This is a genomic window from Pseudomonas marincola (genome assembly GCF_900116605.1).
Lineage (GTDB): Bacteria > Pseudomonadota > Gammaproteobacteria > Pseudomonadales > Pseudomonadaceae > Aquipseudomonas > Aquipseudomonas marincola.
This window is the reverse complement of sequence record NZ_FPBC01000001.1, coordinates 468,575-493,062: the sequence shown is the minus strand read 5'-3', so window position 1 is coordinate 493,062 and position 24,488 is coordinate 468,575. Positions and strand designations below refer to the sequence as shown.

Sequence of the window (24,488 nt, the reverse complement as noted above, 5' to 3'; positions counted from 1 at the left end):
GCGCAGCTCCACTACTGTGCAAGTTTCTAACTGCGTGCAGTCATTTGCATCTGAGATACACATCCCAAAGCACCTATGACTGAGCCGGATTGCTATGGCAATTTTTCGTATGCTGTTGAGCAACAACTTGCGCGCTTTTCACCGGTTTCGGGCGTGATAGCTGCCTGTAAATTATCAGTACAATCGTAAGTGGTTGATTATAATAATATTTTTATTGAGCGGCATATTTCTTGTTACTGAAGTGGGCAACGTCAGCCAATTTTACGGGCGACGTTCACTCTTTAATTAGTTCAAGGAATGTACTAATGCCTACTCCCGCGTATCTCTCCATCGAAGGCACCAAGCAAGGTTTGATTACTGCTGGCACCTTCACTCAGGACTCTGTTGGCAATATCTATCAAGAAGGCCACGAAGACCAGGTTCTGGTTGAGGCCTTTGAGCATCAGGTGATTATCCCGCGTGACCCGCAATCCGGTCAGCCGACGGGCCAACGGGTGCACAAGCCGTTGATGATTACCAAGGTGTTCGATAAGTCTTCACCGTTGCTGTTCAGTGCACTCACCTCGGGCGAGAAGCTCAACAAGTGCCGCCTTGAGTGGTACCGCACCTCGGCAGCCGGCACTCAGGAACACTACTTCACCATTGAACTGGAAGACGCCATCCTGGTGGATATCCAGTCACGCATGCCAAATTGTCAGGACCCGGGCCTGTCGCATTTCACCCACCTTGAAGATGTGTATTTCACCTACCGCAAAATCATCTGGACCCACGAAGTCTCTGGCACTTCGGGCTCGGACGATTGGCGCACGCCTGTCGCCGCCTAGGCGCTAAGTAATTAGGCGTTTTCGGAAAAGTCTTACGCCTCATCTGGCCCGCGTTCAGCAATGAACGCACTAGGCTGGATGGGGCTTTTCCGATGTGGATTACCGCGTATCAGATAAGGAACATGGAATGTTCGCGCCAGCCAATCAGGCCTCATTCACCTTGGCCATCGAAGGGCTAGATCACGACTTCAAAGTGCTGGGGTTCACCGGCCGCGAAGCGCTCAATCAGCCGTATTCTTTCGATGTTGAGCTGGTCAGTGAGCAGCCCAGCCTTGAGCTTGAGAACCTGCTGCACAAGCCTGCGTTCTTGCAGATGTCCCCCGGCGGCAGTGGTATTCACGGCCTGTTGTACCGTGTGGCGCAGGGCGATGCGGGTAAACGGTTAACCCGTTATGAAATCACCCTGCGCCCACACCTGGCCTATCTCGAACACAGTGTTAACCAGCGCATTTTCCAACACTTAACGGTTGAGCAAATTATCGTGCAGGTGCTTGAGGCGCACGGCATCTTGAGTACGGCCTATCAGTTTCAGCTTGGTGGAACATATCCGCCGCGTGAATATTGCGTGCAGTACGATGAAACAGACCTGCATTTCATCCAGCGTTTGTGTGAAGAGGAGGGTATTCACTACCACTTTCAGCATAGCGCGCAGGGGCACATTCTGGCCTTTGGCGACGATCAAGTCGGTTTCCCAACGCTAGCGCCCATTGCTTATCAGCAAGACGCTGGCATGGTTGCAGACAACCCGGTGATCAAGCGTTTCAGCTTGCGTCAGGAAACTCGCTCATCGCGCGTAACCCGCCGCGATTATGACTTTGAAAAGCCCAGCCTCACGCTTGAAGGTGCCGCGCAATCCCAAGTATTACCCGACCTTGAGGATTACGATTATCCCGGTCGCTTTACTAAGCAGGCGCGCGGCAACCTGCTGGCCAGTCGTGCCCTTGAGCGCCACCGCAGTGACTACGCATTAGCTCATGGGCGCAGTGATCAGCCGAGTTTGCGCAGTGGCCATTTCATCACATTGAGCAATCATCCCAACGCACAATGGAATGATTTGTGGCTGATCAATGAGGTGCGCCACGAAGGCAAGCAGCCGCAAGTACTCGAAGAGTCGGTCACCAGCGATACGGACGATAGCCCAGATGATTTTGACCACGGCTATCGCAATACCTTCACTGCGACGCCGTGGGAAGTGATTCATCGGCCGCCGCTAATTCATCAAAAGCCGCGCATTCTCGGCAGCCAAAGTGCCGTGGTTACCGGCCCCGAAGGGGATGAGATTCACTGCGACGAATATGGCCGGGTCAAAGTGGTTTTTCATTGGGATCGCGCCGGCATCGTTACTGATAAAAGCAGTTGCTGGCTGCGTGTTTCATCCAGCTGGTCGGGGGCTAAATACGGCGGCATTGTCATTCCGCGAATCGGCATGGAGGTGTTGGTCAGTTTCCTGGAAGGCGATCCGGATCAGCCTCTGATAAGCGGTTGCCTGTACCACAAGGAAAACAGCGTGCCTTATCCGCTGCCCGCCAACAAAACCGTGAGCACTTTCAAAACGCTTAGCTCGCCGGGTGGCGCTGGCTTTAACGAGTTGCGCATCGAAGACAAAACCGGCCAAGAGCAGATTTTCATACATGCCGAGCGCAATTGGGATCAAACGATTGAGCACGACCAGAAAATCACCGTGCACAACGAGCGCCACGACACCGTCACGGCCAACAGTTACAGCGCATTCAAAGCCGAAGAACACCGCACCACCCATGCGGACCGCAAGGTTGAGGTTCGCGCCAATGACCACCTGACTGTCGCCAATAACCAGCACGTAAAAATCGACAACTCGCAGTTCGTCGATGCCGGCCAAGAGATCCACTTGTCCAGCGGCCAGAAAATAGTGTTTGAGGCCGGCAGCGAGCTAACGCTCAAAGTGGGCGGCAGCTTCATCAAAATAGACCCCAGCGGCCTCACGCTGGTCAGTCCCGATGTGTATCTCAACAGCGGCGGTAGTCCTGGTATTGGCTCCGGCGCTGCACCGCTATTGCCGGGGCTGGCTTTACCGGCGGATACCGATGTGCCTGGTGAAGTACTAATTGCAGCACAGAAACAAACAATGCTGAAAAAGCAATCGATTTGCGCAGCCTGCGAAGCGGCTGAGCAGGAGGCAACCCATGGAGCGAGTTGAAATGCCCGGTCTGAGCAGCGACCTGCCGTGGCAACTATCGGCTTATCTGTTGATTGATGGGGTGAGCGTTGAGCAGCTGTTGCAGTGCATCTATCAATGGTACGAGAACCCTGACTTTGAATTGCTCTACCGTACGACCGCGCTGGAGCCGCTGGCGGATATTTCGCCGTGCCTTATCCGTTTGTCTGGCCCTGATGATCCGGGGCTTCGTCAATTTCTGAACAATGCTCAGCAAGAATGGGGCTATCTGATTTTTTCAGACGCCTCGCAAGTCGAGCTAATGGCGCATTTGCGGGCGCTGTTGCACGTTAAAGTCAACGGCCAACCTGCGTACCTGCGCGTCGCTGATCCCGCCACCATTGACGCTTTGCTGACGCTCGAAAGTAGCAGCCATCTTCTAGGCCCTATCATCACCGTGGTCACGCCTGATCGCATCAGCAACCAGTGGCGTATTCACACCCGATCGCAACGCCATGTAACCCTCAAAATACCAACGCCATACACGCTTTCTGATGAGCAAATTAACGCCTTAGGAGCAGTCAGTTTTCGCCAGAATGTGATCGAACTTAATAGTTATCTGCTGCAAAGCTTTCCCAGCTATGCCGAACACCTAGAGCCGGATCAACGCTGGCAGCATATCCATACCCTTGCCACCCAGGCATACGCTCAGGGGTTCTGCAGTGCGCTCGACATCACCCAGTACGCCAGAATCCATGCGTTGCTGGGTGAAAATGCGCTGCAGGAGCATCACGATATTGCCGCGCTGGTGCTTGAATCCTCCAGTAGAACCCCTTCCCAGCGTATTGAGTTTGCCGCTCAGATCGCCCAGTTGCGGGCCCAGAAATTATTGCCCATCCCGGAACAACTTTCCCAAGGAGTTGTTCGATGAGCAGCCCAAGCCTCGCTGATAAAAGTACCCGTGACGTCAAAAGTCCCATCAGCTTATGCCCAGCACGGCAGCCCGATGTTTTTATCGTGCCCGCACGTTACGCTTTGTCTGAGCAGCCAGCGCAACACAGTTGCTTTAGCCCGGCCACCAAGACCGCAAGCCACCCAATGGCATTGCGTCGTTTGCGGGTTGGTTACTTGTACCTTTGGCATGCTCAAGGCCCGTTAAAACGCTATGCCGTTGCCGCTGATGGACGCTTGCAACTGCAAGGTCTGGACGCACCACACAGCGAGCTGGCAAGCGGCAGCGATGCAGGCATTAGCCTTAAGAAAGATCAGGACGCTTGGCTGCTCTATACCGAGAGACCCATCGGCGCCGAGCAGTATCAGCAGCTGGAAGATCCGCAGCAGCGCTCAACGCACATGCGCAAAATTGCCTTGCCACGCGTGGCGCGCGAGCTTGAAACCGAACATTGCCCGCCACTTACCCAGGCCGAGAAACTGCTTGCAGAGCTGATGCCCGAAGTTCGCGAGCAAGCGATGGCGCAGGATCAGCAGAAAAATGCTGCCGCCCATAAAGCAGGGATTGATCAACTCAGCCAACAGATGATAGACAACCCATCGTACGAAACCATCAAACCTTATACCGACGCCATGCTATGGCAAGCGCAGTTGGATGAAGCATCTGCCCAATACCCCGACGCCAGCGAACACCCCATCGGTGAATGGAGTGTCGTGCCGTGGGATGTCGCCGGTACTGATGCGTGGCTGCAGCAGGCCAAAAGCCAAGCGGCAGATTTATGGCCAGTGTTTGCAGCGGTCGATGACGATCTAGGCGTGCTGCGCGACTTGAACTTTGAACAAGTCAGCGTAAACCTCGCGGAAGAAGAATGGGACCATAACAACGCTCTCAAAGGCATGGTCGCAGGCTTCATCAACAGCTTGATTAACGAAGATGGCGCAGAACTCAGCAATCAATTCAATTACATATACCGCGAGCGTGATCTAGAACTGACGCCTGAGCAGGGTGAAACCTTATTGCAACAGCGGCACAAGCTTGAAGCCTTGATGGACGAGGAGACTCAAGTTAATCGCGATATGCGCCGCGCGCTTGGCCACAGCGCTGCGGACGCGCGTCTTGCTGAGATAAAGCAAGAACAAGAAATAGTGATGGCCCCGGTTCGAGCATTTATTCCAGCTGACCTGCAAAATCAGGTGCAGCTGGTAATCATGAACTACGTGACAACCAAAGAGACCAACATGACCGACGCCAGAAGCGGCGCGCAAGTCAGTGAGCGGGTTGATCTGGTCGGTATGCAGCAATGGATCAGCCAAACTGCTGAGCCGCATCAACAGTGGTTAGTCGATCGACGTAGCGTGTTACTCGCCGATACTGAGGCCTATCTCGACCGCCACGGGCCTACCCTGTGGTATGCCGATTTCGACAGCGAAGAGCACTGCACGTGGCTCAGCGAGCTGTCGCTCAATACCTTAAGTGAATTATGCAGCACTGGGCCCGGCACACAGCTGGCCATGAATTTATTGCGCGCCCCTTCAGTCAATCAGCCATTGAGCATGCTCAGTGCAGGTTTTAGCCCCTCACTCATGGACCTCACTGACCGGACGGTGGATATTCAAGCGGCGCTGGAAAGTCCCACGCAGGAGGCCGTTGGCAAATTACTCGGCAGCCTGGTTGCCGCTGGAAAGCTGACCTGGCTGAGCGGCCTTGGTGGCCCCAACGGCACTGACTGGAGCCAAGCCGTATCGCGATTATCCGCAGCATTCACTGCGCTACAAGCCGAACACCTCACAGGGGCAGGCTCTTCATCAAACCTGATTCAGCGCTTTCCACCATCCCTGAGCGGCATGTTGCTGATACTGCGCTTAGGCTCAGACACTGTCTTTAAAGCGGGCTCACTGGGCTTTCACTTAAGCGGAAGTGCCGGCCAAAAAATATGGGACTGGAGCCAATATGCTGGCAAGCAACTGCAAAAGGGCTTAACGCCCGTAGCCAATCAAATTAAAAGCCTGAATAAGTTTGGAGGCTTGTTACCGCTGGCGGCTTTGTTGCTGCACGTGAGTAATGTGGCGTCGATCAATAAGCGAGATCAGGGGCGTGAGAATGATGATGTGCGTTTTCGAGAACACATTTCAGAAAACCTGAAAGTCGGTGCTGCATTGTCGGCAGTGATAGGGACTGCATGGGAGGCTACGGGGCAGGTTGAAATGAAAATGCTCGGTACGAAAGCTCCAATTATTACATTATTTGGTTTCACTACAGGATTTTTAGCCGTAGCTGCTAGCTTCACTGACCTATCCAAGCTTTCAGCAGAAATGCAAAAAGAAGGCAATTACTGGACAGATGATCACTGGGCTCGCTTAAGCCACGACAGCGCAGTCATGAACTTGATGGCGGCACAAACAGGACTGGGCGGTTATGCAACCTATATGGTTCTCATCGGTGAGTGGCTAACTAAAGATGCCATAGCATGGTTCACCCTTCGCCTTTCCCCTGTAGGGTGGCTGCTCCTCATCGTTGAAGGCTTATATTTAGCTTGGAACTATTTTAAGGACAGCGAACTGCAATTATTCCTTGAGCAATGCTGCTGGGGCAATCAGCGGCGCTGGGGAAGCAGTCCTGAGCAGCAAAGTGCAGAGTTACAAACCCTAGTTGATCTGCTGTTCAAACCTAAAGTCATTTCCGACGGTCATATAACCAGCCGTCAACTGGGGGGAGGCGGTAATAGCATTTTGCTTGGCAGCGAAACAGACCACCTGCAAATACTGTTACCCGGTGCAGAACCTCAACGTACTCAGCTCTACCTATGTTTGGTCGCAGTCAATAATTACGGCTCGGCAACTGACTGTACCCTGCAATGGCTGGAAAAGCTCAACAGTGAGTGGATGCCATACCACAATGGCATGGGCCTAAGCCTAAGTGGCAAATTGCCTGAGTGCCTGAATACTCGCTATTGGCAGGTTCAAGTGCTCTACCACAGCCCATTGGCGCTCCAAACCGGTGCGCTCTCTACAGAGCCCGAAAAACTGGTAATAGGTGGCGGTATGGGCATGCGCTACATCATCAAAGGCAGTGCGGTCACCGAGCACAAATCAAATGATGGCTCCTTGGTTATCGACCGTTTTAAAAGCCAACTCGTCAGCCCGGAAAAACTAAAACCCAAGGATGCTCCATGACCGAGCAAGCAGGCGACATCAAACGAGGTTTTCTGTGGAAGCAAGAACATCTTGCGCCTTTACCAATACCTACAGGCCAGTCTGCCAGTGATTTGATGAATATCATTTGGCGCAAGAATCAAGTGTTCTTAGATATTGGAAGCTTCGCAATGGGTGCAGGCTGGCTTACTTTGCATATGGGCTCAGTGCTTATACTTTCAATTTGTACATGGGTGATGCTATTAGGAGATATCTGGCTAAGCCTTGGTTTGTTAGCCTTCATGGGAGGGGGGCTAATGGGCACCCTCTGGTACTTTTTCATTAAACAATGGCGCAAGCCACTTGTTCCACCCATTCGCTTCAACCGGCAACGCAGGGAAGTTTGTATCACCAAACCTGATGGCAGTTATTGGTTTGTACCGTGGGAAAAAGTGCATGCCATTGCGCCCAGTGTGACTAACTTGAATACTGGGGGGGCCAGCCAGCACGGTAGCTTGCTCTTATGGTTTCCGCTTGAAGGTCTAGAGCATGAAACCTACGGGCCAGAGGTAGAGGGCTGGGTATTAATGGTAAATCCCGGCGGCGGGATTTCATCAATGGCGCAGTGGGAATGTATACGCAGCTTTATGGAGGTCGGCCCTGACGTTGTACCGCAGGCGCTTGAAAATATTTGCGGTCTTAGTCTTTGGCAAATTTTTTGCCGCGAATTTGAAGTCGCCCGCCAGGAAAGAGGCCTGTTCCTGACACTTGTTTGGGAGGCTGGGCTTATGAGTCTTATATTCAACCCTATGGGTGCACACTGGATAACTCAGAAAAAACTCAAGCACATCCCCGACCTCACCGCTCCAGAGGTAATCGAATGGTCTAAACCGCTGCCAACTGAACTATGGACCAAACGCTCCTCTGAATTGGAGCAGGCCATCCTTCAGCGCGAGGCTGAGTTGGCATCACAACTCTAACTGTTTGCTCCCAGAAAGCATGCGCTACATCATCAAAGGCAAGGATGCTTCATGACCGAGCAGGCAGACGACATCAAGCAAGGCTTTCTGTGGAAGCAAGAGCATCTTGCACCCTTACCCATCCCCACAGGCCAGCCTGCCAGTGATTTGATGAATATCATTTGGCGCAAGAATCAAGTGTTCTTAGATATTGGAAGTTTCGCAATGGGGGCTGGCTGGCTCACTTTGCATTGTTTGACATTTGTCTTCATCTCTAGTGCTGCATACGTAGCTTGGTATACGGGAGATTATTGGGCGGGGCTTACAATACTAGCTTTGTTTGGCGGTGGCCTAATGGGCACCCTCTGGTACTTTTTCATAAAACAATGGCGAAAACCTCTACTTCCTCCAGTACGCTTTAATCGGCAACGTAGAGAAGTGTGCATTACCAAGCCAGATGGTAGTTATTGGTTTGTGCCGTGGGAAAAGGTGCATGCCATCGCGCCCAGTGTTACTAGTTTAAATACTGGTGGCGCCACAAAACATGGCAGTCTCTTACTGTGGTTTCCACTTGAAGGCTTAGAACACAAAGCCTATGCGCCGGATGTAAAAGGTTGGATATTGATGGTAAATCCCGGCGGTGGGATTTCATCGATGGCGCAGTGGGAGTGTATACGCAGCTTTATGGAGATTGGCCCAGATGTTGTGCCGGAGGCTTCAGTATTTCGTCATCGCGATATGAGCACCTGGCAGAGCTATTTGTTTGATGTTAAGCAAGCGGCTAAAGATCGGGGTTGGTTTCTGGCTTTAGTTTGGGATGCATTTCTGGGCGAAATTATTTTCAATAGCATTCTATATGACTATTGCTTGCGCAAAAAAATGGTTGTCGTCCCCGACCTCACCGCCCCTGAAGTCATCGAATGGTCCAAACCGCTATCCCCTGCAAAATGGGCAATGCGCTCCCCGGAGTTGGAGCAGGCCATCCTTCACCGCGAGGCTGAACTAGCGTCGCTTGTTTAGCCCGGAAGGCTGCCTCGATTAGCCGCTCCAAATACCTCAGCTTAATGATGATCCTCAGAATCGAAGGGCGGTGAACCTGGCGGCCATATTCACAACAGGCTTGTGAGGGTGGTCAGCTCAGCCATGTGGGCTCACAATATGTGCAGTGCCAAAGGCCACAAACCGATGTGGCCTTTGGTCTTTACCTGCAATTTTTCTATGGAACCCTGATCATGCGCCTGTTGCATACCATGCTGCGCGTTGGCGATATGGACAAGTCCATCGCTTTTTATACAGAAGTGTTGGGCATGACCCTGCTGCGCCGCAAAGATTATCCCGACGGTAAATTCACTCTGGCATTTGTCGGCTACGGCGATGAAGCGCACAACTCGGTGATCGAGCTGACTCAAAACTGGGGCGTAGAAAGCTACGAGTTGGGCAATGGTTACGGTCACATCGCGCTCGAAGTCGAAGATGTTTATAAGGCCTGCGAAGACATTCGCGCGCGGGGCGGCAAGATCACCCGCGAGCCGGGCCCGATGATGCACGGCAACAGCATTCTGGCGTTTGTCGAAGATCCGGACGGCTACAAGATCGAGTTGTTGTCACCTTCGCGCAACGACTGAGCTGACTAAGGTTGCAAAACGCCCCGTTTGTGCGGTTCTATCAGGTTTTGCGCAAACGGCGCGTTGAATTTACTGCCCACGTCTAGAGGTGCCTTTATGCATAACTCAGTTTCTGCGGTCGATCCGGAAGGGTTACTCGAATATTCCGTGGTCTATACCGACCGCTCGCTCAATCACATGTCGCAAGCATTTCAGCAAGTCATGCGCGACATCTCGCAAACCCTCAAGCAGGTGTATAACGCCGAAGCGGTTGCGGTTGTGCCGGGCAGTGGTACCTACGGCATGGAAGCGGTTGCCCGCCAGTTTGCCGGTGACAAGAAATGCTTGATCGTGCGTAACGGCTGGTTCAGTTTCCGCTGGACGCAGATTCTCGACATGGGGCGCATTTCCAGCGAGACCACGGTGCTCAAGGCCCGCCCGCAATCTGCCGACAAGCAAGCGCCTTTTGCGCCGCCACCGATTGATGAGGTGGTCGCCGCCATCCATGCCAACAAGCCTGATGTGGTGTTTGCGCCGCACGTTGAGACCTCTTCCGGGATTATCTTGCCGGATGCTTACATGCGTGCGATTGCCGAGGCCGTGCACGCGGTCGGTGGCCTGTTTGTGCTCGACTGCATTGCCTCCGGAACGCTGTGGGTCGACATGCAGGACATTGGTGTCGATCTGTTGATTAGCGCGCCGCAAAAGGGCTGGAGCGCATCGCCTTGCTGCGCCCTGGTAATGTTCAGTGGCGAAGCGCTGGCGCGGATTGCTGACACTGAAAGCAGCAGCTTCGCTTGCGACCTGAAAAAATGGCTGCAGATCATGCAGGCCTATGAGCAGGGCGGCCATGCTTACCATGCGACCATGCCGAGCGACTCGCTGGTGCGTTTTCGCGATGTGATGCGCGAAGCTGAAAACTACGGTTTCGCTGCGCTGCGTGCCAACCAGCAGGAGTTGGGTGACCGGGTTCGTGCCTTACTGGCCAGCAAAGGTATCAACAGTGTTGCCGCGCAAGGCTATGAAGCGCCTGGCGTGGTGGTTTGCTACACCGATGATGCCGATATCAAGACCGGTAAAAAGTTTGCAGCACAAGGCCTGCAAATTGCGGCGGGCGTGCCGTTGCAGTGTGATGAGGGCGCTGATTTCCAGACCTTCCGGATCGGTTTGTTCGGGCTCGATAAGCTCTACAACATCGACCGTACGATCGACACGCTGGCGCAGGCGCTGGATCAGGTTCTGGCGGGGTAAATTTGCTGTAAAAAACAGTCTCTCCCGGGTTTCTACAACCCGGGAGTCGCGGTTGGTACAGCCACAATCGTTGCCATGCGCTGTTCTGGCGTTGACAGCCGTTGTGTAAATCTAAGTCTTGCGGCGCCTTTGGTTGGCGCGGTACTGCTTGGTAAATCGGTGACGCAAAGCGGTTTACAGGTCGAAGTCGTACTCTGCCAACTGCTTGTTCAAACGGCGCTCATCAAGAAAATTATCAATGATGCGACGCTTGGTCAGGTTGGTTTTTGCCACCTCGATCGGTGCTTCAGTGTCGTCGCTGTCTTCAGAGACAAAGTCGTCGTCGAGCTCAAGGTCTTCTTTATCAGTGCTCATATGTTTCACTCCCGGCTACACAGGCCATTTGCGCACCTTATAGCGGTAAAACATGAGCGGGTAAAAAAGATTTTTTCAATCGGATAAGACAAAAACTCAGGGAAAAATCAATCGTCCGAAGTTTTCTGCTTGAACTCGCACAGATCTTCGATCCGGCAACTGCCACAGCGCGGCTTTCTAGCCAGGCAAACGTAGCGGCCGTGCAGGATCATCCAGTGGTGGGCATCCAGCAAAAATTCCTTGGGGACGAACTTCAACAGTTTCATTTCGACCTCAAGCACGTTCTTGCCTGGGGCTACGCCGGTGCGATTGGCGAAGCGAAAAATGTGCGTATCGACCGCCATGGTCAATTGCCGAAACGCGGTATTGAGCACCACGTTGGCGGTCTTGCGGCCAACGCCGGGCAAGGCTTCGAGTGCTTCGCGTGTTTCGGGTACCTGGCTGCCGTGCAGCTCGACCAGCATGCGGCAGGTTTCGATAACGTTTTTGGCCTTGCTCGGGTACAAACCGATGGTTTTGATGTAGCTGCACAGACCGTCATATCCGAGCGCATAAATGGCTTCCGGGGTATTGGCAACCGGGAACAGCTTGGCAGTAGCTTTGTTGACGCCGACATCGGTGGCTTGCGCCGACAGAATCACCGCAATCAGCAGTTCGAATGGCGTGCTGTACGCCAGCTCGGTTTTCGGCTCGGGCAGGTCTTCGCGCAACCGGCGGAATATCTCATAACGTTTGGCGGCGTTCACTCGACAACTCCGGTCACGCGTACGCGTCGGCTTTGTGCCGCAACCGCGGGCTCGCGGGCCTTTGCGCGCTCGGCCAGCGACTCATCAATACGGTTCTTCAGGGCAATCAGCAGGCCCAAAACAATAAATGCGCCCGGCGGCAGAATGGCCAGCAAGAAGCCTTTGTAATCGCTGAATACGGTAACTTGCCAGTTGGCTGCAGAAGGGCCGAACAACAACTGCATGTTGGCAAACAACGCGCCGGTGCCAAACAGCTCGCGCAGCGCTCCAATCACGACCAGCACCGCACCAAAACCCAAGCCCATCATCAAGCCGTCGTAGGCCGCGCGGGCGGGATCGTTCTTGGCGGCAAAGGCATCGGCGCGGCCAAGGATCACGCAGTTGGTGGTGATCAGCGGGATGAAAATGCCGAGAATCTGATACAGCTCATAGGTGTAAGCCTGCATAAGCAGCTCAATGCAGGTGGTGAGCGCGGCGATAATCATGACGAACGCCGGCAAGCGCACTGCCGTGTTGACTACGCCACGAACCAGCGACACCGCGGTGTTGGAGCAGATCAGCACCAATGCGCTAGCCAGTGCCAGGCCCAAGGCGTTTACCGTCGAGTTACTGGTACCCAGCAGCGGACATAGCCCCAGCAGCTGCACCAACCCCGGGTTGTTCTTCCACAGGCCATTGATGGTTATTTCGCGGTAGCTGACGCTCATCAGTTAGCCCCCGATTCAGATGATTTGGCGGCGAACAGTTCGTTTTTGTGCGCATCCACATATTGCAACGCCTTGTGCACTGCTTTTACCACGGCGCGTGGGGTGATGGTTGCCCCGGCAAACTGATCGAACTGGCCACGGTCTTTTTTAACCGCCCAGCCATCGGCGCCCGGATTGCTCAGCGACTTGCCGTCAAAAGCGCGAATCCACTGGCTCTTGGCCAGATCGATCTTGTCGCCCAGCCCCGGTGTTTCCTTGTGGCTCAGCGCGCGTACGCCCGCCAAAGAGCCGCTGGCCTGTACACCAACCAGCAGGTGAATCGCGCCGCCGTAACCGTCGGGCGCAGTGACCTTGAGAATCACGGCTGTCGGCTGGGGGCCCTTAAGTGCAATGTAGGCATCTTGCGCGGTTTTGTTGCCGAGCAGTTCAGGGTCGAACACGCTGATGCTGTTATCGAGCAGGTGATTATCGTAACTGCCAGCCGGCAGGATCTCGCTGAGTGCGCGTGCCTGTGCATCGCGCTCGGCGGCGGCAATCCGGTCACGGGTGCCGAGTTGGGTGAGGGCGACAACGCCAACGGTCACGATCGCGAACAAGCCCAGTACCAGGCTGTTCTTGAGCATCGAGCGGCTGATTTCAGGGAGTGCCATGCTTATTCGCCCAGCTTGAAGCCACGCGTCGGCTTGCGATGGCCGTACGTGCGTGGTCGTGTGTAGTAATCGATAGTGGGTGCCGCCAGGTTCATTAACAGCACGCCGAAGGCGATGCCGTCAGGATAACCGCCCCAGGCGCGGATCACGTAAACCAGAATGCCCACACCTGCGCCGAATATCAGGCGGCCGAGATTGCTGGTGGCGCCGGATACAGGATCGGTGACGATAAAGAATGCGCCGAGCATGGTCGCGCCGCTAAGCAAATGAAACAGCGGCGATCCGTGTGAGTCAGAGCCGCTGCCGTTCCAGAAGATCAGGCTCATGATGGCCAGCGCCGCGAGCATTCCTACGGGCGCGTGCCAAGTAAAAAGGCGCTTGCGCAGGAGGTACAGGCCGCCCAGCAAAAAGCCGAGGTTAACCACTTCGCTGCCCGCACCGCCGATATAGCCAAACGCCGGATTCTGTGTCCACAGCTCATCGACGGTCAGGCTTTTATTGATCTTCAGCGTATCCAGCGCGGTGGCTTGCACCCAGCCATCTGGCAGGTTGGCAAAGCCGAAGATGTGCTGCAGCGCACTCAGCGGCCCGGTCATGTGCGGTGCTGGCCAGGTGGTCATCTCTACCGGGAACGACACCAGCACCACAACATAGCCAATCATCGCCGGGTTGAATGGGTTCTGACCAAGGCCGCCGTAGAGTTGCTTGCCCAATACAATCGCAAAGCCCACCGCAACCAGTGTCAGCCACCAGGGCGAGTAGGGCGGCAATGCCAGTGCCAGCAATACGGCCGTGACTACGGCGCTGTAATCCTTGAGGAAGAACCCCAGCGGACGCTTGCGCAGCGCCAGTATCAACGCCTCAAAGCCGATGGCGCAGAGACAGGCCCAGAGCAGATTGATCAGCGTGCCAAAGCCATACAGCCAGGTCAGGGCTAGAATGCCCGGCACGGTGGCCAGCAGCACTTGCAGCATCACCTGCTGAGTACGGTTGTTGCCTTTGGCATGCGGCGATGTAATACGTGGCAGGGCCATCGTTGCTCCAGTTGCTCTACGTCGGGGTTGCCACTGCACCTATTAGCGGTGCAGCGGGCCCTTGAGTGTCAAGGCTATAGCGTCGGGCGCTATTGGCATCTCTCGTTAGGCGTTGCTGTGTTCTGCAAGCTTTTGTTCTGCATCGGCTAGCCGCGCGCGGGCGGACTCAAGCGCCTCAGCAGCGCTATTGTCATCGCGTTCCAGCTTGCGCAAGTCCGCACGGGCAAAAGCCACTTCGGTCTTTAGTGCACGGGTCGTTTCATCAATCGGCTGCTTGTCCTTGCGCTCCAGCACGGGTGCTGGCTTGTTCGAGTTTTGCTCGGCCGCATGCAACTGTTGCTCAGCTTGCTTGACTGCCTCGCGCAACGGCATCAGCAGCTCTTCACTGGCCTCGGCTTTCTCGGCCTTTTTCAGCTCGGCACGTTTCATCGCCAATTCGATTTTGGCTTTCTTCAGGCCGCCATCATCAACCGGCTTAGTCGCTGCAGGCGTCGCCGCTTCAGTTGGTTGCAGGCTGGCGAGCTGTTGCTCGGCGGCGACCAGTTGGCTGCGCAGTTTTTCCAGCTCGGCTTGCTGCTCGGCATCTGGCGCTTCGACTTTCTCCAGCTTACGCACTTGCGCGCGAAGCATGGCGGCGTCGATCTTGGCCTTTTTCAGCGCCGCGTCGTCGACTGGCTTGGCCGCAGCAGGCGCTGCAGATTCAGTTGGCTGCAGGCTGGCGACCTGTTGCTCGGCGGCAGCCAGTTGGCTGCGCAGTTTTTCCAGCTCGGCTTGCTGCTCGGCATCTGGAGCTTCTACTTTCTCCAGCTTGCGCACTTGAGCGCGGAGCATGGCGGCGTCGATCTTGGCCTTTTTCAGCGCCGCATCATCAACTGGCTTGGCCGCAGCAGGCGCTGTAGATTCAGTTGGCTGCAGGCTGGCGACTTGCTGCTCGGCGGCGGCCAATTGGCTGCGCAGTTTTTCCAGCTCGGCTTGCTGCTCGGCGTCTGGCGCTTCGACTTTCTCCAGCTTGCGCACCTGCGCGCGAAGCATGGCGGCGTCAATCTTGGCCTTTTTCAGCGCCGCGTCATCCACCGGTTTGGCCGCAGCAGGCGCTGCAGATTCAGTTGGTTGCAGGCTGGCGACTTGTTGCTCGGCGGCGGCCAGTTGGCTGCGCAGTTTTTCCAGCTCGGATTGCTGCTCGGCGTCTGGCGCTTCGACTTTCTCCAGTTTGCGCACTTGAGCGCGGAGCATGGCAGCGTCGATCTTGGCCTTTTTCAGCGCCGCGTCATCCACCGGTTTGGCCGCTGCGGGTGCAGCGCTGGCCATGGCTTCGTCCAGTGCTTTTTGCGCGGCTTCGGCGGCAAGCGTAAGTGCACTGACCTGCGCTTGCAGTTCCGCTGTGTCGTGAGCTTCCAGCTGCTTCTGTGCCTTTTTCAGGGCGACATTGGCCATGCTGGCTTCGATTTTGAGCTTCTTCTGCACATCGCTGAGCCCGGCGGATTTGCCGGCAGGCGCGGCGTCACTCGCTGGAGTGCTGGTGCTGGCTTCAGCCTGTGCGGCCTTGGCTTTGGCGGCGCGCTCTGAGCGTGCCTTGCGTTCGGCTTCTTTCTGTTCTTCAGCGCGACGCAGACGCTCCTGGCGCAACTCGAAGCGCTGTTTGGACTGTTCGGCCTTGAGCTGCTTTTGCTCAAGCTCGCGAATCTCACCTTTGGCGGCACGGTAATACTGCACCAGCGGAATGCTCGACGGGCATACGTAAGCACATGCACCACACTCGATGCAGTCGAACAGGTTATGCGCCCGCAGTTGTTCGTGTTCCTGGCCGATTGCAAAAAAGTGCAGTTGCTGCGGCAGCAAGCTGGCCGGGCAGACTTCGGCGCAATCACCGCAACGGATGCAGGGCATGGCTTTGGGCGGTGCTGGCAACTCGGCTGCAGTCGAGGCCAGCAAGCAGTTGGTGGTCTTGATAATCGGTACATCAATGTTGGGCAGGGTGAAGCCCATCATCGGCCCGCCCATGATCAGGCGGCTGAGTTTGGCTTGTTCCAAGCCGGCAAATTCGAGCAGTTCGCGCACGGGCGTGCCGAGCAGCACTTCAACGTTCATCGGCCTTGCCAGCGCTTCGCCGGTGAGGGTGGTGATGCGCGAGATCAGCGGCTTGCCCAGTACGACTGCATCATGCACGGCGACGGCCGTACCGACGTTCTGACACAGAATGCCGATGTCGGCAGGCAGGCCGCCGCTCGGTACTTCAACGCCTGTTAGGATCTGGATTAGCTGCTTTTCGCCGCCAGAGGGGTATTTGGTCGGGAACACGCAAACCTGAAACGGGCGCTCGCCCAAGGCCGCTTTTACGGCAGCAATGGCTTCTGGTTTGTTGTCTTCAATGCCAATCAACACCTGCTCGGGCTGAATCAGCTGCGCAAGAATTTCGATACCGCTGAGCATCGCCTCGGCGCGCTCACGCATTAGTACATCATCGGCGGTGATATACGGCTCGCATTCGGTGCCGTTAATCACCAGCGTATGAATCTTCTGCGTCGGTCGTGAGGTCAGTTTGACTGCACTGGGAAAGCCCGCGCCGCCCAAGCCGCTGATACCGGCCTGGCGAATAATTCCCAGCAACTCGGTAGTTTCCAGTTGCGCATAACCCGGATGCGGTGTCAGCGCGGCCCAGGCGTCATTGCCATCGCTGTCTATCACAATCGCCATCGCGTCCATGCCCGAGACGTGCGGGTACGGTTGCGGGCCGATGAAGCTGACGGTGCCGGAAGTGGGGGCGTGTACCGGTGCACTGACAAAACCATTGGCCTTGGCAATCAACTGGCCCTTGAGCACGTTGTCGCCGACAGCAACAATCGGCTCGGCAGGCGCACCAATGTGCTGGTTGAGTGGCAGCACCAGACGCTTGGCCAGCGGCGCAGTCTGGATCGGCGTGCGGTTGGAGAGTTCTTTGCGCTCGGGAGGATGGATGCCGCCCGGAATGTCCCAGATTTTCAGGCTGCTCATGCGGCTTTGCCCCGGTCGCTGTCATCGCGATCACTGGCGATCAACTGGCCCGGTGCCAGCGGCTGTTCCCATTTCCAGGTTTGCACGGTGCGGCCTACTTCAATCATGTCGATACAATCCACCGGGCACGGTTCGACGCAGAGGTCGCAACCAGTGCACTCGCTGACAATTACCGTGTGCATCTGCTTGGCGGCACCGACGATGGCGTCAACCGGGCAGGCCTGAATGCACTTGGTGCAGCCGATGCATTCGGCTTCGCGAATGAAGGCAACCATTTGCGGCTTTTCACCTTCAACGGCGTCCAGCGGCTCGGGCTCGACGTCGAGCAAATCGGCCAGCGCCTGAATCGTGGCTTCACCACCCGGCGGGCACTTGTTGATCTTGTCGCCGCCGGCTATGGCTTCGGCGTAAGGCTTGCAGCCCGGGTAACCGCACTGGCCGCATTGAGTTTGCGGGAGCAGGGCGTTGACTTGTTCGGCAATCGGGTCGCCTTCGACCTTAAAACGCACGGCCGCGTAGCCGAGAATCGCGCCGCAGATCAGGCACAGGCCGAGCAGCGCCAGAATTGCACTGATGACCAGACTCATAGCTTGATCAAACCGGTAAAGCCCATGAACGCCAGCGACATCAGGCCGGCGGTGACCATGCCTATCGCGGCGCCCTGGAACGACTTGGGTACATCGGCAATCGCGATACGCTCGCGCATGGCGGCGAACAGTACCAGCACCAAAGAGAAGCCCAGCCCCGCGCCAAAGCCGTTGGCGGTGGCGGTGATAAAGGTGAACTCACTCTTGTTGGCGTTGAGCAGGGCCACGCCGAGGACGATGCAATTGGTGGTGATCAGTGGCAGGAAAATCCCCAGTACCCGATAGAGCAGCGGGCTGGTCTTGTTCACCACCATTTCAGTGAACTGCACCACGACGGCGATCACCAGAATGAAACTGATGGTGCGCAGGAACTCGATATCGAGTGGCTTGAGCACGTATTGCTGGACGAGGTAGCTGCACATGGCAGCGAGTGTCAGCACGAAGGTGGTGGCCAGTGACAGGCCGATAGCGGTCTCGATTTTCTTGGACACGCCCATGAAGGGGCACAGGCCAAGAAACTGCACCAACACGAAGTTGTTTACCAGGATGGCGCTAACCAGAATCAGAGCGAGTTCGGTCATTGCAGGTACCGTTTGGACGGGCAAAGGCCGTATAAAAAGGGCGCGTATTATCGTTAAGCTGGCACTTGCAGACAAGTCAGCATTGTCTGGCGTGTTATCCGCCCATAAGCCTAGCACCGCTGGTGGCGGCTGCTGCGGGGCTGGTTGGCGTTACTCGGGGTTGCCGGGTAACGCCGATTGCAAGCGGTTTACTTGACGCGTTGGCCAGGCTTGGCGCCGTTGTCCGGGCTCAGCAGGTAAATCTCTTCTCCGCCAGGGCCGGCTGCCAGCACCATGCCTTCGGACACGCCGAACTTCATCTTGCGCGCCGCCAGGTTGGCCACGTACAGGGTCAGGCGGCCTTCGAGCTTGCTTGGGTCCGGATAGGCGCTCTTGATGCCGGAGAACACGTTGCGCTTGGCATCGCCGATATCCAGAGTCAGGCGCAGCAGTTTGTCGGCACCCTCCACGAATTCGCACTTCTCGATCAAGGCAACGCGCAGGTCGACGGCAGCGAAGGCATCAAAGGCGATTTCCGCCGCGATGGGCTCTTTGCTCAGCTCGCCATTGCCGGTAGCAGCAGGCTGGTTGCCGGCTTCAGCGGCGGCGAGGTCTTCTTTCGAGGCTTCGATCATGGCTTCAATTTTCGCAGGTTCAATTCGGGTCAGCAGTGCGCTGAACGGATTCAGTTGGTGAGCGCCCAGCAGCGTCTTATGGTCGTCCCAGGTCAGCGGTGCGACATTGAGGAACTGCTCGGCGTCGCTGGCCAACTTCGGCAGAACCGGCTTGAGGAAGATCACCAACTGGCGGAACAGGTTGATCGCCAGCGAGCAGATGGCTTGTACTTCTTCCTGCTTGCCTTCTTGCTTGTTCAGCGACCACGGCGCTTTGTCGGCGATCCAGGCGTTGGCGCGATCGGCAAGACCCATGATCTCGCGCATGGCGCGGGCAAAGTCACGGTTCTCGTAGGCTTCGGCAATGCTTGGTGCGGCGGCCTGGAAGGCGTCGGTCAGCTCTGGCGCGGCGTTGCCGGTCGCCATCAAACCGTTATTGCCCTTGTGAATGAACCCTGCACAGCGGCTGGCGATATTGACGACCTTGCCGACCAGATCCGAGTTGACCTTCTGTACGAAGTCTTCGAGGTTCAAGTCGAGGTCATCCACGCCACGGCCCAGCTTGGCTGCGTAGTAATAACGCAGGTATTCCGGGTTCAGGTGGTCCAGGTAGGTGCGCGCCTTGATGAAGGTGCCGCGAGACTTCGACATTTTCTGGCCGTTCACAGTCAGATAGCCGTGTACGTTGACCGCAGTCGGCTTACGGAAACCCGCGCCTTCGAGCATGGCTGGCCAGAACAGGGCGTGGAAGTTGACGATGTCCTTGCCGATGAAGTGATACAGCTCGGCCGTCGAGTCCTTGCACCAAAATTCCTGGAAGTCCAACTCAGGGCGGCGCGAGCAGAGATTCTTGAAGCTGGCCATGTAGCCGATTGGGGCGTCCAGCCAAACGTAGAAGTATTTGCCCGGCTCGCCAGGGATTTCGAAACCGAAATACGGCGCGTCACGGCTGATGTCCCACTCGTGCAGGCCAGAGTCCAGCCACTCGGCAATCTTGTTGGCCACAGCATCCTGCAGCGCGCCGCCGCGGGTCCACTGCTTGAGCATGGCGGTGAATTCAGGCAGCTTGAAGAAGAAGTGCTTGGAGTCCTTGAGCACCGGCACGGCGCCGGAGATGGCTGAGCGCGGGTTTTTCAGCTCGGTCGGCTCATAAGTGGCACCGCACTTTTCGCAGTTGTCGCCGTACTGGTCTTCGGCCGCACACTTGGGGCAGGTGCCTTTGATGAACCGGTCCGCCAGAAACATGCCCTTCTCAGGGTCGAAGTACTGGGTAACCGAGCGGGTGGCGATATGGCCGCGTTCGGCGAGCGTCTGGTAAATACCGGCAGACAGCTCGCGGTTCTCTTCCGAATGTGTCGAGTGGAAGTTGTCGAAGTCGACCAGGAACTCGGCAAAGTCGGCGGTGTGTTCAGCCTTGACGTTGTCGATCAACTGCTCGGCAGTGATGCCTTCCTTTTCGGCGCGCAGCATGATGGCCGAGCCGTGAGCGTCATCCGCGCAAACATAGATGCACTGATTGCCGCGCAGTTTCTGGAAGCGTACCCACATGTCGGTCTGGATGTACTCGAGCATGTGGCCAAGGTGGATTGAACCATTGGCGTAGGGCAGGGCACTGGTAACGAGAATCTTGCGGGCTTCAGACATAGAATTCGCTGCACTGGTAAAACAAAGGAGGTCGGTAACTATATAGCGCCGGACGATTTTTTTCATCCTGCGCAGGATTTTGCGCAGTAAAAGTCTGGTTCTGGCGCAACAGTGGCTTTGCGGTAAGATGACTGCTTGCGTTACTTGACCTCAGTTTGGGAGTTTTCATGTCTGTCACCCGTGAAGTGGTTGAAGCCACCCTTCGTCAGTACACCGATCCACACCTGAATCAGGATCCGGTCACTTCCGGGTGTCTGCGCGAAGTGGATGTACAAGGTGCCAAGGTGTCTGTGCGCCTTGAGTTGCCGTATTCCGCCGGCCTGTTCAAAAGCGGCTGGGCGCAAATGCTGGAAATGGCCCTGAGCAATCTCGACGGCGTTGATAGCGCGGTGGTGACAGTCGATTGCGTGGTGCAGGCGCATAAGGCGCAGGCCCAGGTGCCCGCGCTGGAAAACGTGAAGAATGTGATTGCTGTGGCGTCGGGCAAAGGCGGTGTGGGTAAATCCACTACCGCGGCCAACCTTGCACTGGCGCTGGCTCGCGAAGGTGCGCGCGTCGGTATTCTCGATGCGGATATCTACGGGCCTAGCCAGGGCATCATGTTCGGTATTGCTGAAGGCACGCGGCCACTGGTCAAAGATCAGAAGTGGTTTGTGCCGATCAAGGCGCATGGCGTTGAGGTTATGTCGATGGCCTTTCTCACCGACGAGAATACGCCTGTGGTCTGGCGCGGGCCGATGGTTTCGGGTGCCTTGCTGCAACTGATTACCCAAACCGCCTGGGATAACCTTGATTACCTGATCGTCGATATGCCGCCAGGCACCGGCGATATTCAACTCACGTTGGCGCAAAAGGTGCCGGTTGCTGGTGCTGTAATCGTGACTACGCCGCAAGATTTGGCGTTGCTGGATGCCAAGAAGGGCGTCGAGATGTTCCGCAAGGTCAATATTCCGGTGCTGGGTGTGGTCGAGAATATGGCCGTGCACATCTGCTCGAATTGCGGCCATGCCGAGCACCTGTTCGGTGAAGGCGGCGGTGAGAAGCTGGCGGCGCAGTTTGACGTTGATCTGTTGGCCTCAATGCCGTTGTCGATGGCCATCCGCATGCAGTCCGATGGCGGCAAGCCAACCACCATTGCCGACCCTGAAAGCCAGATCGCAATGATCTATCAGGAAACCGCAAGAAAGGTTGGCGCACGCATCGCTCAGGGCGACGCAAACGCCCAGGCCATGCCGACCATCTCCGTCAGCGACGACTGACAGCAATCAACCTGACGCGTGCAACACGGAGGATGGATAGCGGCGCTATGCGCCGCAATCCGTCAGGCGATTGATGGGTCGCTGCATAATGTGGGTCGCATTGATCAACCGGCCACCGGCCGCCCCTGCAACGCGCGACGGTGTACAACCAACAAACCGCCATGACGGTTTACCCTTTGGGTTAACCATCCTCCGTCGGGACGCGAACCTATTCGTGCCGTACTAAACATGGAGGATGGATAGCGGCGCTTGCGCCGCAATCCGTCGGGCGATTGGTGAATCGCCGCATGATGCGAGTCGAGTTTATTAACCGGCCAACTGCGGTATCTGCAAAGCGCGACGGTGTACACCCCACAAACCGCCATGACGGTTTACCCTTTGGGTTAACCATCCTCCACGGGACGCGAACCTATTCGTGCCGTGCGCAACACGGAGGATGGATTGCGGCGCTTTCGCCGCAATCCGTCGGGCGATTGGTGAAGCGCCGCATGATTTGGACCGTATTGATTAACCGGCCACCTGCCGCACCTGCAAAACGCAGCCGTGTACATCCCACAGAACGCCATGACGGTTTACCCTTCGGGTTAACCATCCTCCGTCGGGACGCGGCCTTATTTGTGCCATACGCAATCCGTCGGGCAATCATTGCCTCGCCGCATGATTAGGTTTACTGCAGGTATAAAAAAACCCCGCCGAAGCGGGGTTTTTTATAGGGAGGACAAGTTAGATAACTTGTACTTCCTCAGCTTGCATGCCTTTCTGACCACGGGTGGCCACGAAAGTCACTTGCTGGCCTTCTTTCAGGCTCTTGAAGCCATCGCTCTGGATAGCTTTGAAGTGTACGAACAGGTCATCACCAGATTGTGGAGTGATGAAGCCGTAGCCTTTCTCATCGTTGAACCACTTAACGGTGCCAGTTTGACGATTAGACATGTGAAATCTCCTAACAAAAGTAATTACAGCCCTGGAAAAAACCAGGCCGGGACTGAGTGCAACGAGTACTAGGAGTCGGACGATGTTTGGATCGAAATCTAGGCATCAAGTAGCGATTCGCGGTGACACATGCAGCACAGTGGAAGCACCATACCCCTTTTTTGCGCTAAGAGCGAATGCTCTGTGCACCTTTCTGTTATTTATTGACTGATGGCGCGAAATAACCGGCCAATGGCGACACTCGTCAACAGACTTTGAACCTCAAGGCAAGCACCGGTAAGATGCGCGCATTGTTCATTCATAACCTCATTCAGGACATCAGCCATGAGCATCAAATCGGATAAGTGGATTCGCCGCATGGCCCAGGAAAACGGCATGATAGAGCCGTTTGTCGAGCGCCAGGTACGGACTGAAGGCAGCGAGCGGCTGATCTCCTACGGCGTTTCGAGCTACGGCTACGACGTGCGTTGCGCAGATGAATTCAAAGTTTTTACCAACATCAACTCGGCAACGGTCGACCCTAAAAACTTTGATGAAAAAAGTTTTGTTGACGTTAAAAGTGATGTTTGCATCATCCCGCCAAACTCATTTGCACTGGCGCGCACGGTTGAGTACTTCCGCATTCCGCGCAACGTACTGACTATCTGCCTGGGTAAAAGCACTTACGCGCGTTGTGGGATTATCGTCAACGTCACCCCGCTGGAACCTGAGTGGGAAGGTCACGTGACGCTGGAGTTCTCCAACACCACGACGCTGCCAGCAAAGATTTACGCCAACGAAGGTGTGGCGCAGATGTTGTTCCTTGAGTCTGACGAGGCCTGCGAAGTCTCTTATAAAGACCGTGGCGGCAAGTATCAGGGCCAGCAGGGCGTTACCCTGCCAAAAGCCTGATCCCGCGCTGCAATGCAAAAAGCCGAGCATTTGCTCGGCTTTTTTGTGCGCGCAGTTTACGGACTTCTAGAACCAACCTTGCCGTGAGCGCAGCCGTTTTTGAATCGATAGTCTCGTTGCTGGTAAAACCAGCTATCGCGCGACGGGTTTCGCTTGGCTCTACCCATCCACCGGGATGAATGGAGTGCGAGTTCTTCCGCGACTCAGAGCGCCTTATAAAGGGAAGTTGGCCCTGCCCAGAGACTGTTTGATGATGTCCATGACGGCGGCGGTCATCACCGAGGTCGATACACCAAACATCAGGATACCGTTGGAGGCCTCCAGTGGGCCGAGCAGGCGCCATTGTTCGGACATGACGATATCGCCGTAGCCCAACGTCGCGAAATTCACCCCGGAGTGGTACAGCGCGGTGGTGAAGTCACTGAACTCTCCGAGCCAGATAAATACCTGCGCCCAGATGGCCATCTGCACGAAGTTGCCGACCAGCATCAGGATCATGATCAGTGACAGCAACACGATATTGTTAACGAATGGCCTTTCGAGATCGATGATTTTTTTGCGATGAGTGATGTAGGCACGCAAGCACAAGGCAACGAATATCGCCTGGAATATCAGGCAGATCAGCATCACGGGGATACCAACAAGTAGGTTCATAAGCATTTC

The 24,488-nt window shown here is 55.8% G+C and carries 21 protein-coding genes; 10 read left to right on the top strand and 11 right to left on the bottom strand.

All coding sequences use genetic code 11. The features are described from left to right. Positions 1 to 305 precede the first annotated feature (305 nt). The 8 genes from BM395_RS02375 (at position 306) to BM395_RS02340 (ending at position 10,855) form a co-directional block, all read left to right on the top strand. Positions 306 to 824, top strand: a complete 519-nt coding sequence (locus BM395_RS02375) for an Hcp family type VI secretion system effector (protein WP_069899344.1) — start codon at positions 306 to 308, stop codon at positions 822 to 824. Between the two features lie 127 nt (positions 825 to 951). Next, entirely contained in the window at positions 952 to 3,000 is a 2,049-nt protein-coding gene (locus BM395_RS02370) for a type VI secretion system Vgr family protein (protein ID WP_090508745.1), read from the top strand. Continuing rightward, positions 2,987 to 3,889 carry a DUF4123 domain-containing protein gene (locus BM395_RS02365; protein ID WP_090508744.1) on the top strand — a complete coding sequence of 301 codons (903 nt, stop codon included), beginning with the start codon at positions 2,987 to 2,989 and terminating at the stop codon, positions 3,887 to 3,889. The genes BM395_RS02370 and BM395_RS02365 overlap by 14 nt, the downstream gene beginning before the upstream one ends. After that, complete coding sequence (locus tag BM395_RS02360) at positions 3,886 to 7,083, top strand: toxin VasX (RefSeq protein WP_090508743.1); 3,198 nt, start codon at positions 3,886 to 3,888, stop codon at positions 7,081 to 7,083. Before BM395_RS02365 ends, BM395_RS02360 begins: the two co-directional genes overlap by 4 nt. Next, positions 7,080 to 8,021, top strand: coding sequence for a hypothetical protein (locus BM395_RS02355; protein ID WP_090508742.1), 942 nt, complete (start codon positions 7,080 to 7,082; stop codon positions 8,019 to 8,021). The genes BM395_RS02360 and BM395_RS02355 overlap by 4 nt, the downstream gene beginning before the upstream one ends. A 51-nt stretch (positions 8,022 to 8,072) precedes the next feature. Continuing rightward, positions 8,073 to 9,020, top strand: a complete 948-nt coding sequence (locus BM395_RS02350) for a hypothetical protein (RefSeq protein WP_090508741.1) — start codon at positions 8,073 to 8,075, stop codon at positions 9,018 to 9,020. 212 nt (positions 9,021 to 9,232) lie between these two features. Continuing rightward, positions 9,233 to 9,625 carry a lactoylglutathione lyase gene (gloA, locus tag BM395_RS02345; RefSeq protein WP_069899337.1) on the top strand — a complete coding sequence of 131 codons (393 nt, stop codon included), beginning with the start codon at positions 9,233 to 9,235 and terminating at the stop codon, positions 9,623 to 9,625. 96 nt (positions 9,626 to 9,721) lie between these two features. Then, entirely contained in the window at positions 9,722 to 10,855 is a 1,134-nt protein-coding gene (locus BM395_RS02340) for an aminotransferase class V-fold PLP-dependent enzyme (protein WP_090508740.1), read from the top strand. A 174-nt stretch (positions 10,856 to 11,029) separates the two neighbouring features. On the opposite strand, the gene BM395_RS02335 is transcribed toward BM395_RS02340, so the two are convergent. The 9 genes from BM395_RS02335 to metG all read right to left on the bottom strand — a co-directional run bounded on the left by BM395_RS02335 (position 11,030) and on the right by metG (position 20,808). Next, positions 11,030 to 11,209, bottom strand: coding sequence for a PA3496 family putative envelope integrity protein (locus tag BM395_RS02335; RefSeq protein WP_069899335.1), 180 nt, complete (start codon positions 11,207 to 11,209; stop codon positions 11,030 to 11,032). Between the two features lie 107 nt (positions 11,210 to 11,316). Next, positions 11,317 to 11,955 carry an endonuclease III gene (gene nth / locus BM395_RS02330; protein ID WP_090508739.1) on the bottom strand — a complete coding sequence of 213 codons (639 nt, stop codon included), beginning with the start codon at positions 11,953 to 11,955 and terminating at the stop codon, positions 11,317 to 11,319. Beyond that, complete coding sequence (locus BM395_RS02325; protein WP_090508738.1) at positions 11,952 to 12,662, bottom strand: electron transport complex subunit E; 711 nt, start codon at positions 12,660 to 12,662, stop codon at positions 11,952 to 11,954. Before BM395_RS02325 ends, nth begins: the two co-directional genes overlap by 4 nt. Beyond that, on the bottom strand, positions 12,662 to 13,312 hold the full coding sequence (gene rsxG / locus BM395_RS02320) for an electron transport complex subunit RsxG (protein WP_090508737.1): 651 nt from the start codon (positions 13,310 to 13,312) through the stop codon (positions 12,662 to 12,664). The genes BM395_RS02325 and rsxG overlap by 1 nt, the downstream gene beginning before the upstream one ends. Before the next feature lie 2 nt (positions 13,313 to 13,314). Next, complete coding sequence (locus BM395_RS02315) at positions 13,315 to 14,346, bottom strand: RnfABCDGE type electron transport complex subunit D (RefSeq protein ID WP_090508736.1); 1,032 nt, start codon at positions 14,344 to 14,346, stop codon at positions 13,315 to 13,317. Positions 14,347 to 14,451: 105 nt separating this feature from the next. Then, a complete protein-coding gene (gene rsxC / locus BM395_RS02310) occupies positions 14,452 to 17,337 on the bottom strand; it encodes an electron transport complex subunit RsxC (protein WP_090508735.1) in 2,886 nt (961 codons plus the stop codon). After that, positions 17,334 to 17,924: an electron transport complex subunit RsxB gene (rsxB, locus tag BM395_RS02305; RefSeq protein ID WP_069899329.1), complete on the bottom strand. Its 591-nt coding sequence runs from the start codon at positions 17,922 to 17,924 to the stop codon at positions 17,334 to 17,336. Before rsxB ends, rsxC begins: the two co-directional genes overlap by 4 nt. Beyond that, positions 17,921 to 18,505: an electron transport complex subunit RsxA gene (rsxA, locus tag BM395_RS02300; RefSeq protein ID WP_069899328.1), complete on the bottom strand. Its 585-nt coding sequence runs from the start codon at positions 18,503 to 18,505 to the stop codon at positions 17,921 to 17,923. The genes rsxB and rsxA overlap by 4 nt, the downstream gene beginning before the upstream one ends. A 188-nt stretch (positions 18,506 to 18,693) precedes the next feature. Continuing rightward, entirely contained in the window at positions 18,694 to 20,808 is a 2,115-nt protein-coding gene (metG, locus tag BM395_RS02295; protein WP_141124070.1) for a methionine--tRNA ligase, read from the bottom strand. Positions 20,809 to 20,909: 101 nt separating this feature from the next. Between metG and apbC the strand changes: the two genes are divergently transcribed. Next, positions 20,910 to 22,001 (top strand): iron-sulfur cluster carrier protein ApbC, encoded by a 1,092-nt coding sequence (gene apbC / locus BM395_RS02290; protein ID WP_090508733.1) that lies wholly within the window; start codon positions 20,910 to 20,912, stop codon positions 21,999 to 22,001. 723 nt (positions 22,002 to 22,724) lie between these two features. Here apbC and BM395_RS02285 read toward each other — a convergent pair. Then, positions 22,725 to 22,934, bottom strand: a complete 210-nt coding sequence (locus BM395_RS02285) for a cold-shock protein (protein WP_010484518.1) — start codon at positions 22,932 to 22,934, stop codon at positions 22,725 to 22,727. 324 nt (positions 22,935 to 23,258) lie between these two features. Here BM395_RS02285 and dcd point away from each other — a divergent pair, with 324 nt between their 5' ends. After that, the gene (gene dcd, locus BM395_RS02280; protein WP_069899325.1) at positions 23,259 to 23,825 is read left to right on the top strand and encodes a dCTP deaminase; all 567 of its coding nucleotides are present in this window, start codon (positions 23,259 to 23,261) and stop codon (positions 23,823 to 23,825) included. 213 nt (positions 23,826 to 24,038) lie between these two features. Here dcd and BM395_RS02275 read toward each other — a convergent pair whose 3' ends face one another. Then, on the bottom strand, positions 24,039 to 24,485 hold the full coding sequence (locus BM395_RS02275; RefSeq protein ID WP_090508732.1) for a potassium channel family protein: 447 nt from the start codon (positions 24,483 to 24,485) through the stop codon (positions 24,039 to 24,041). Positions 24,486 to 24,488: the final 3 nt, after the last annotated feature.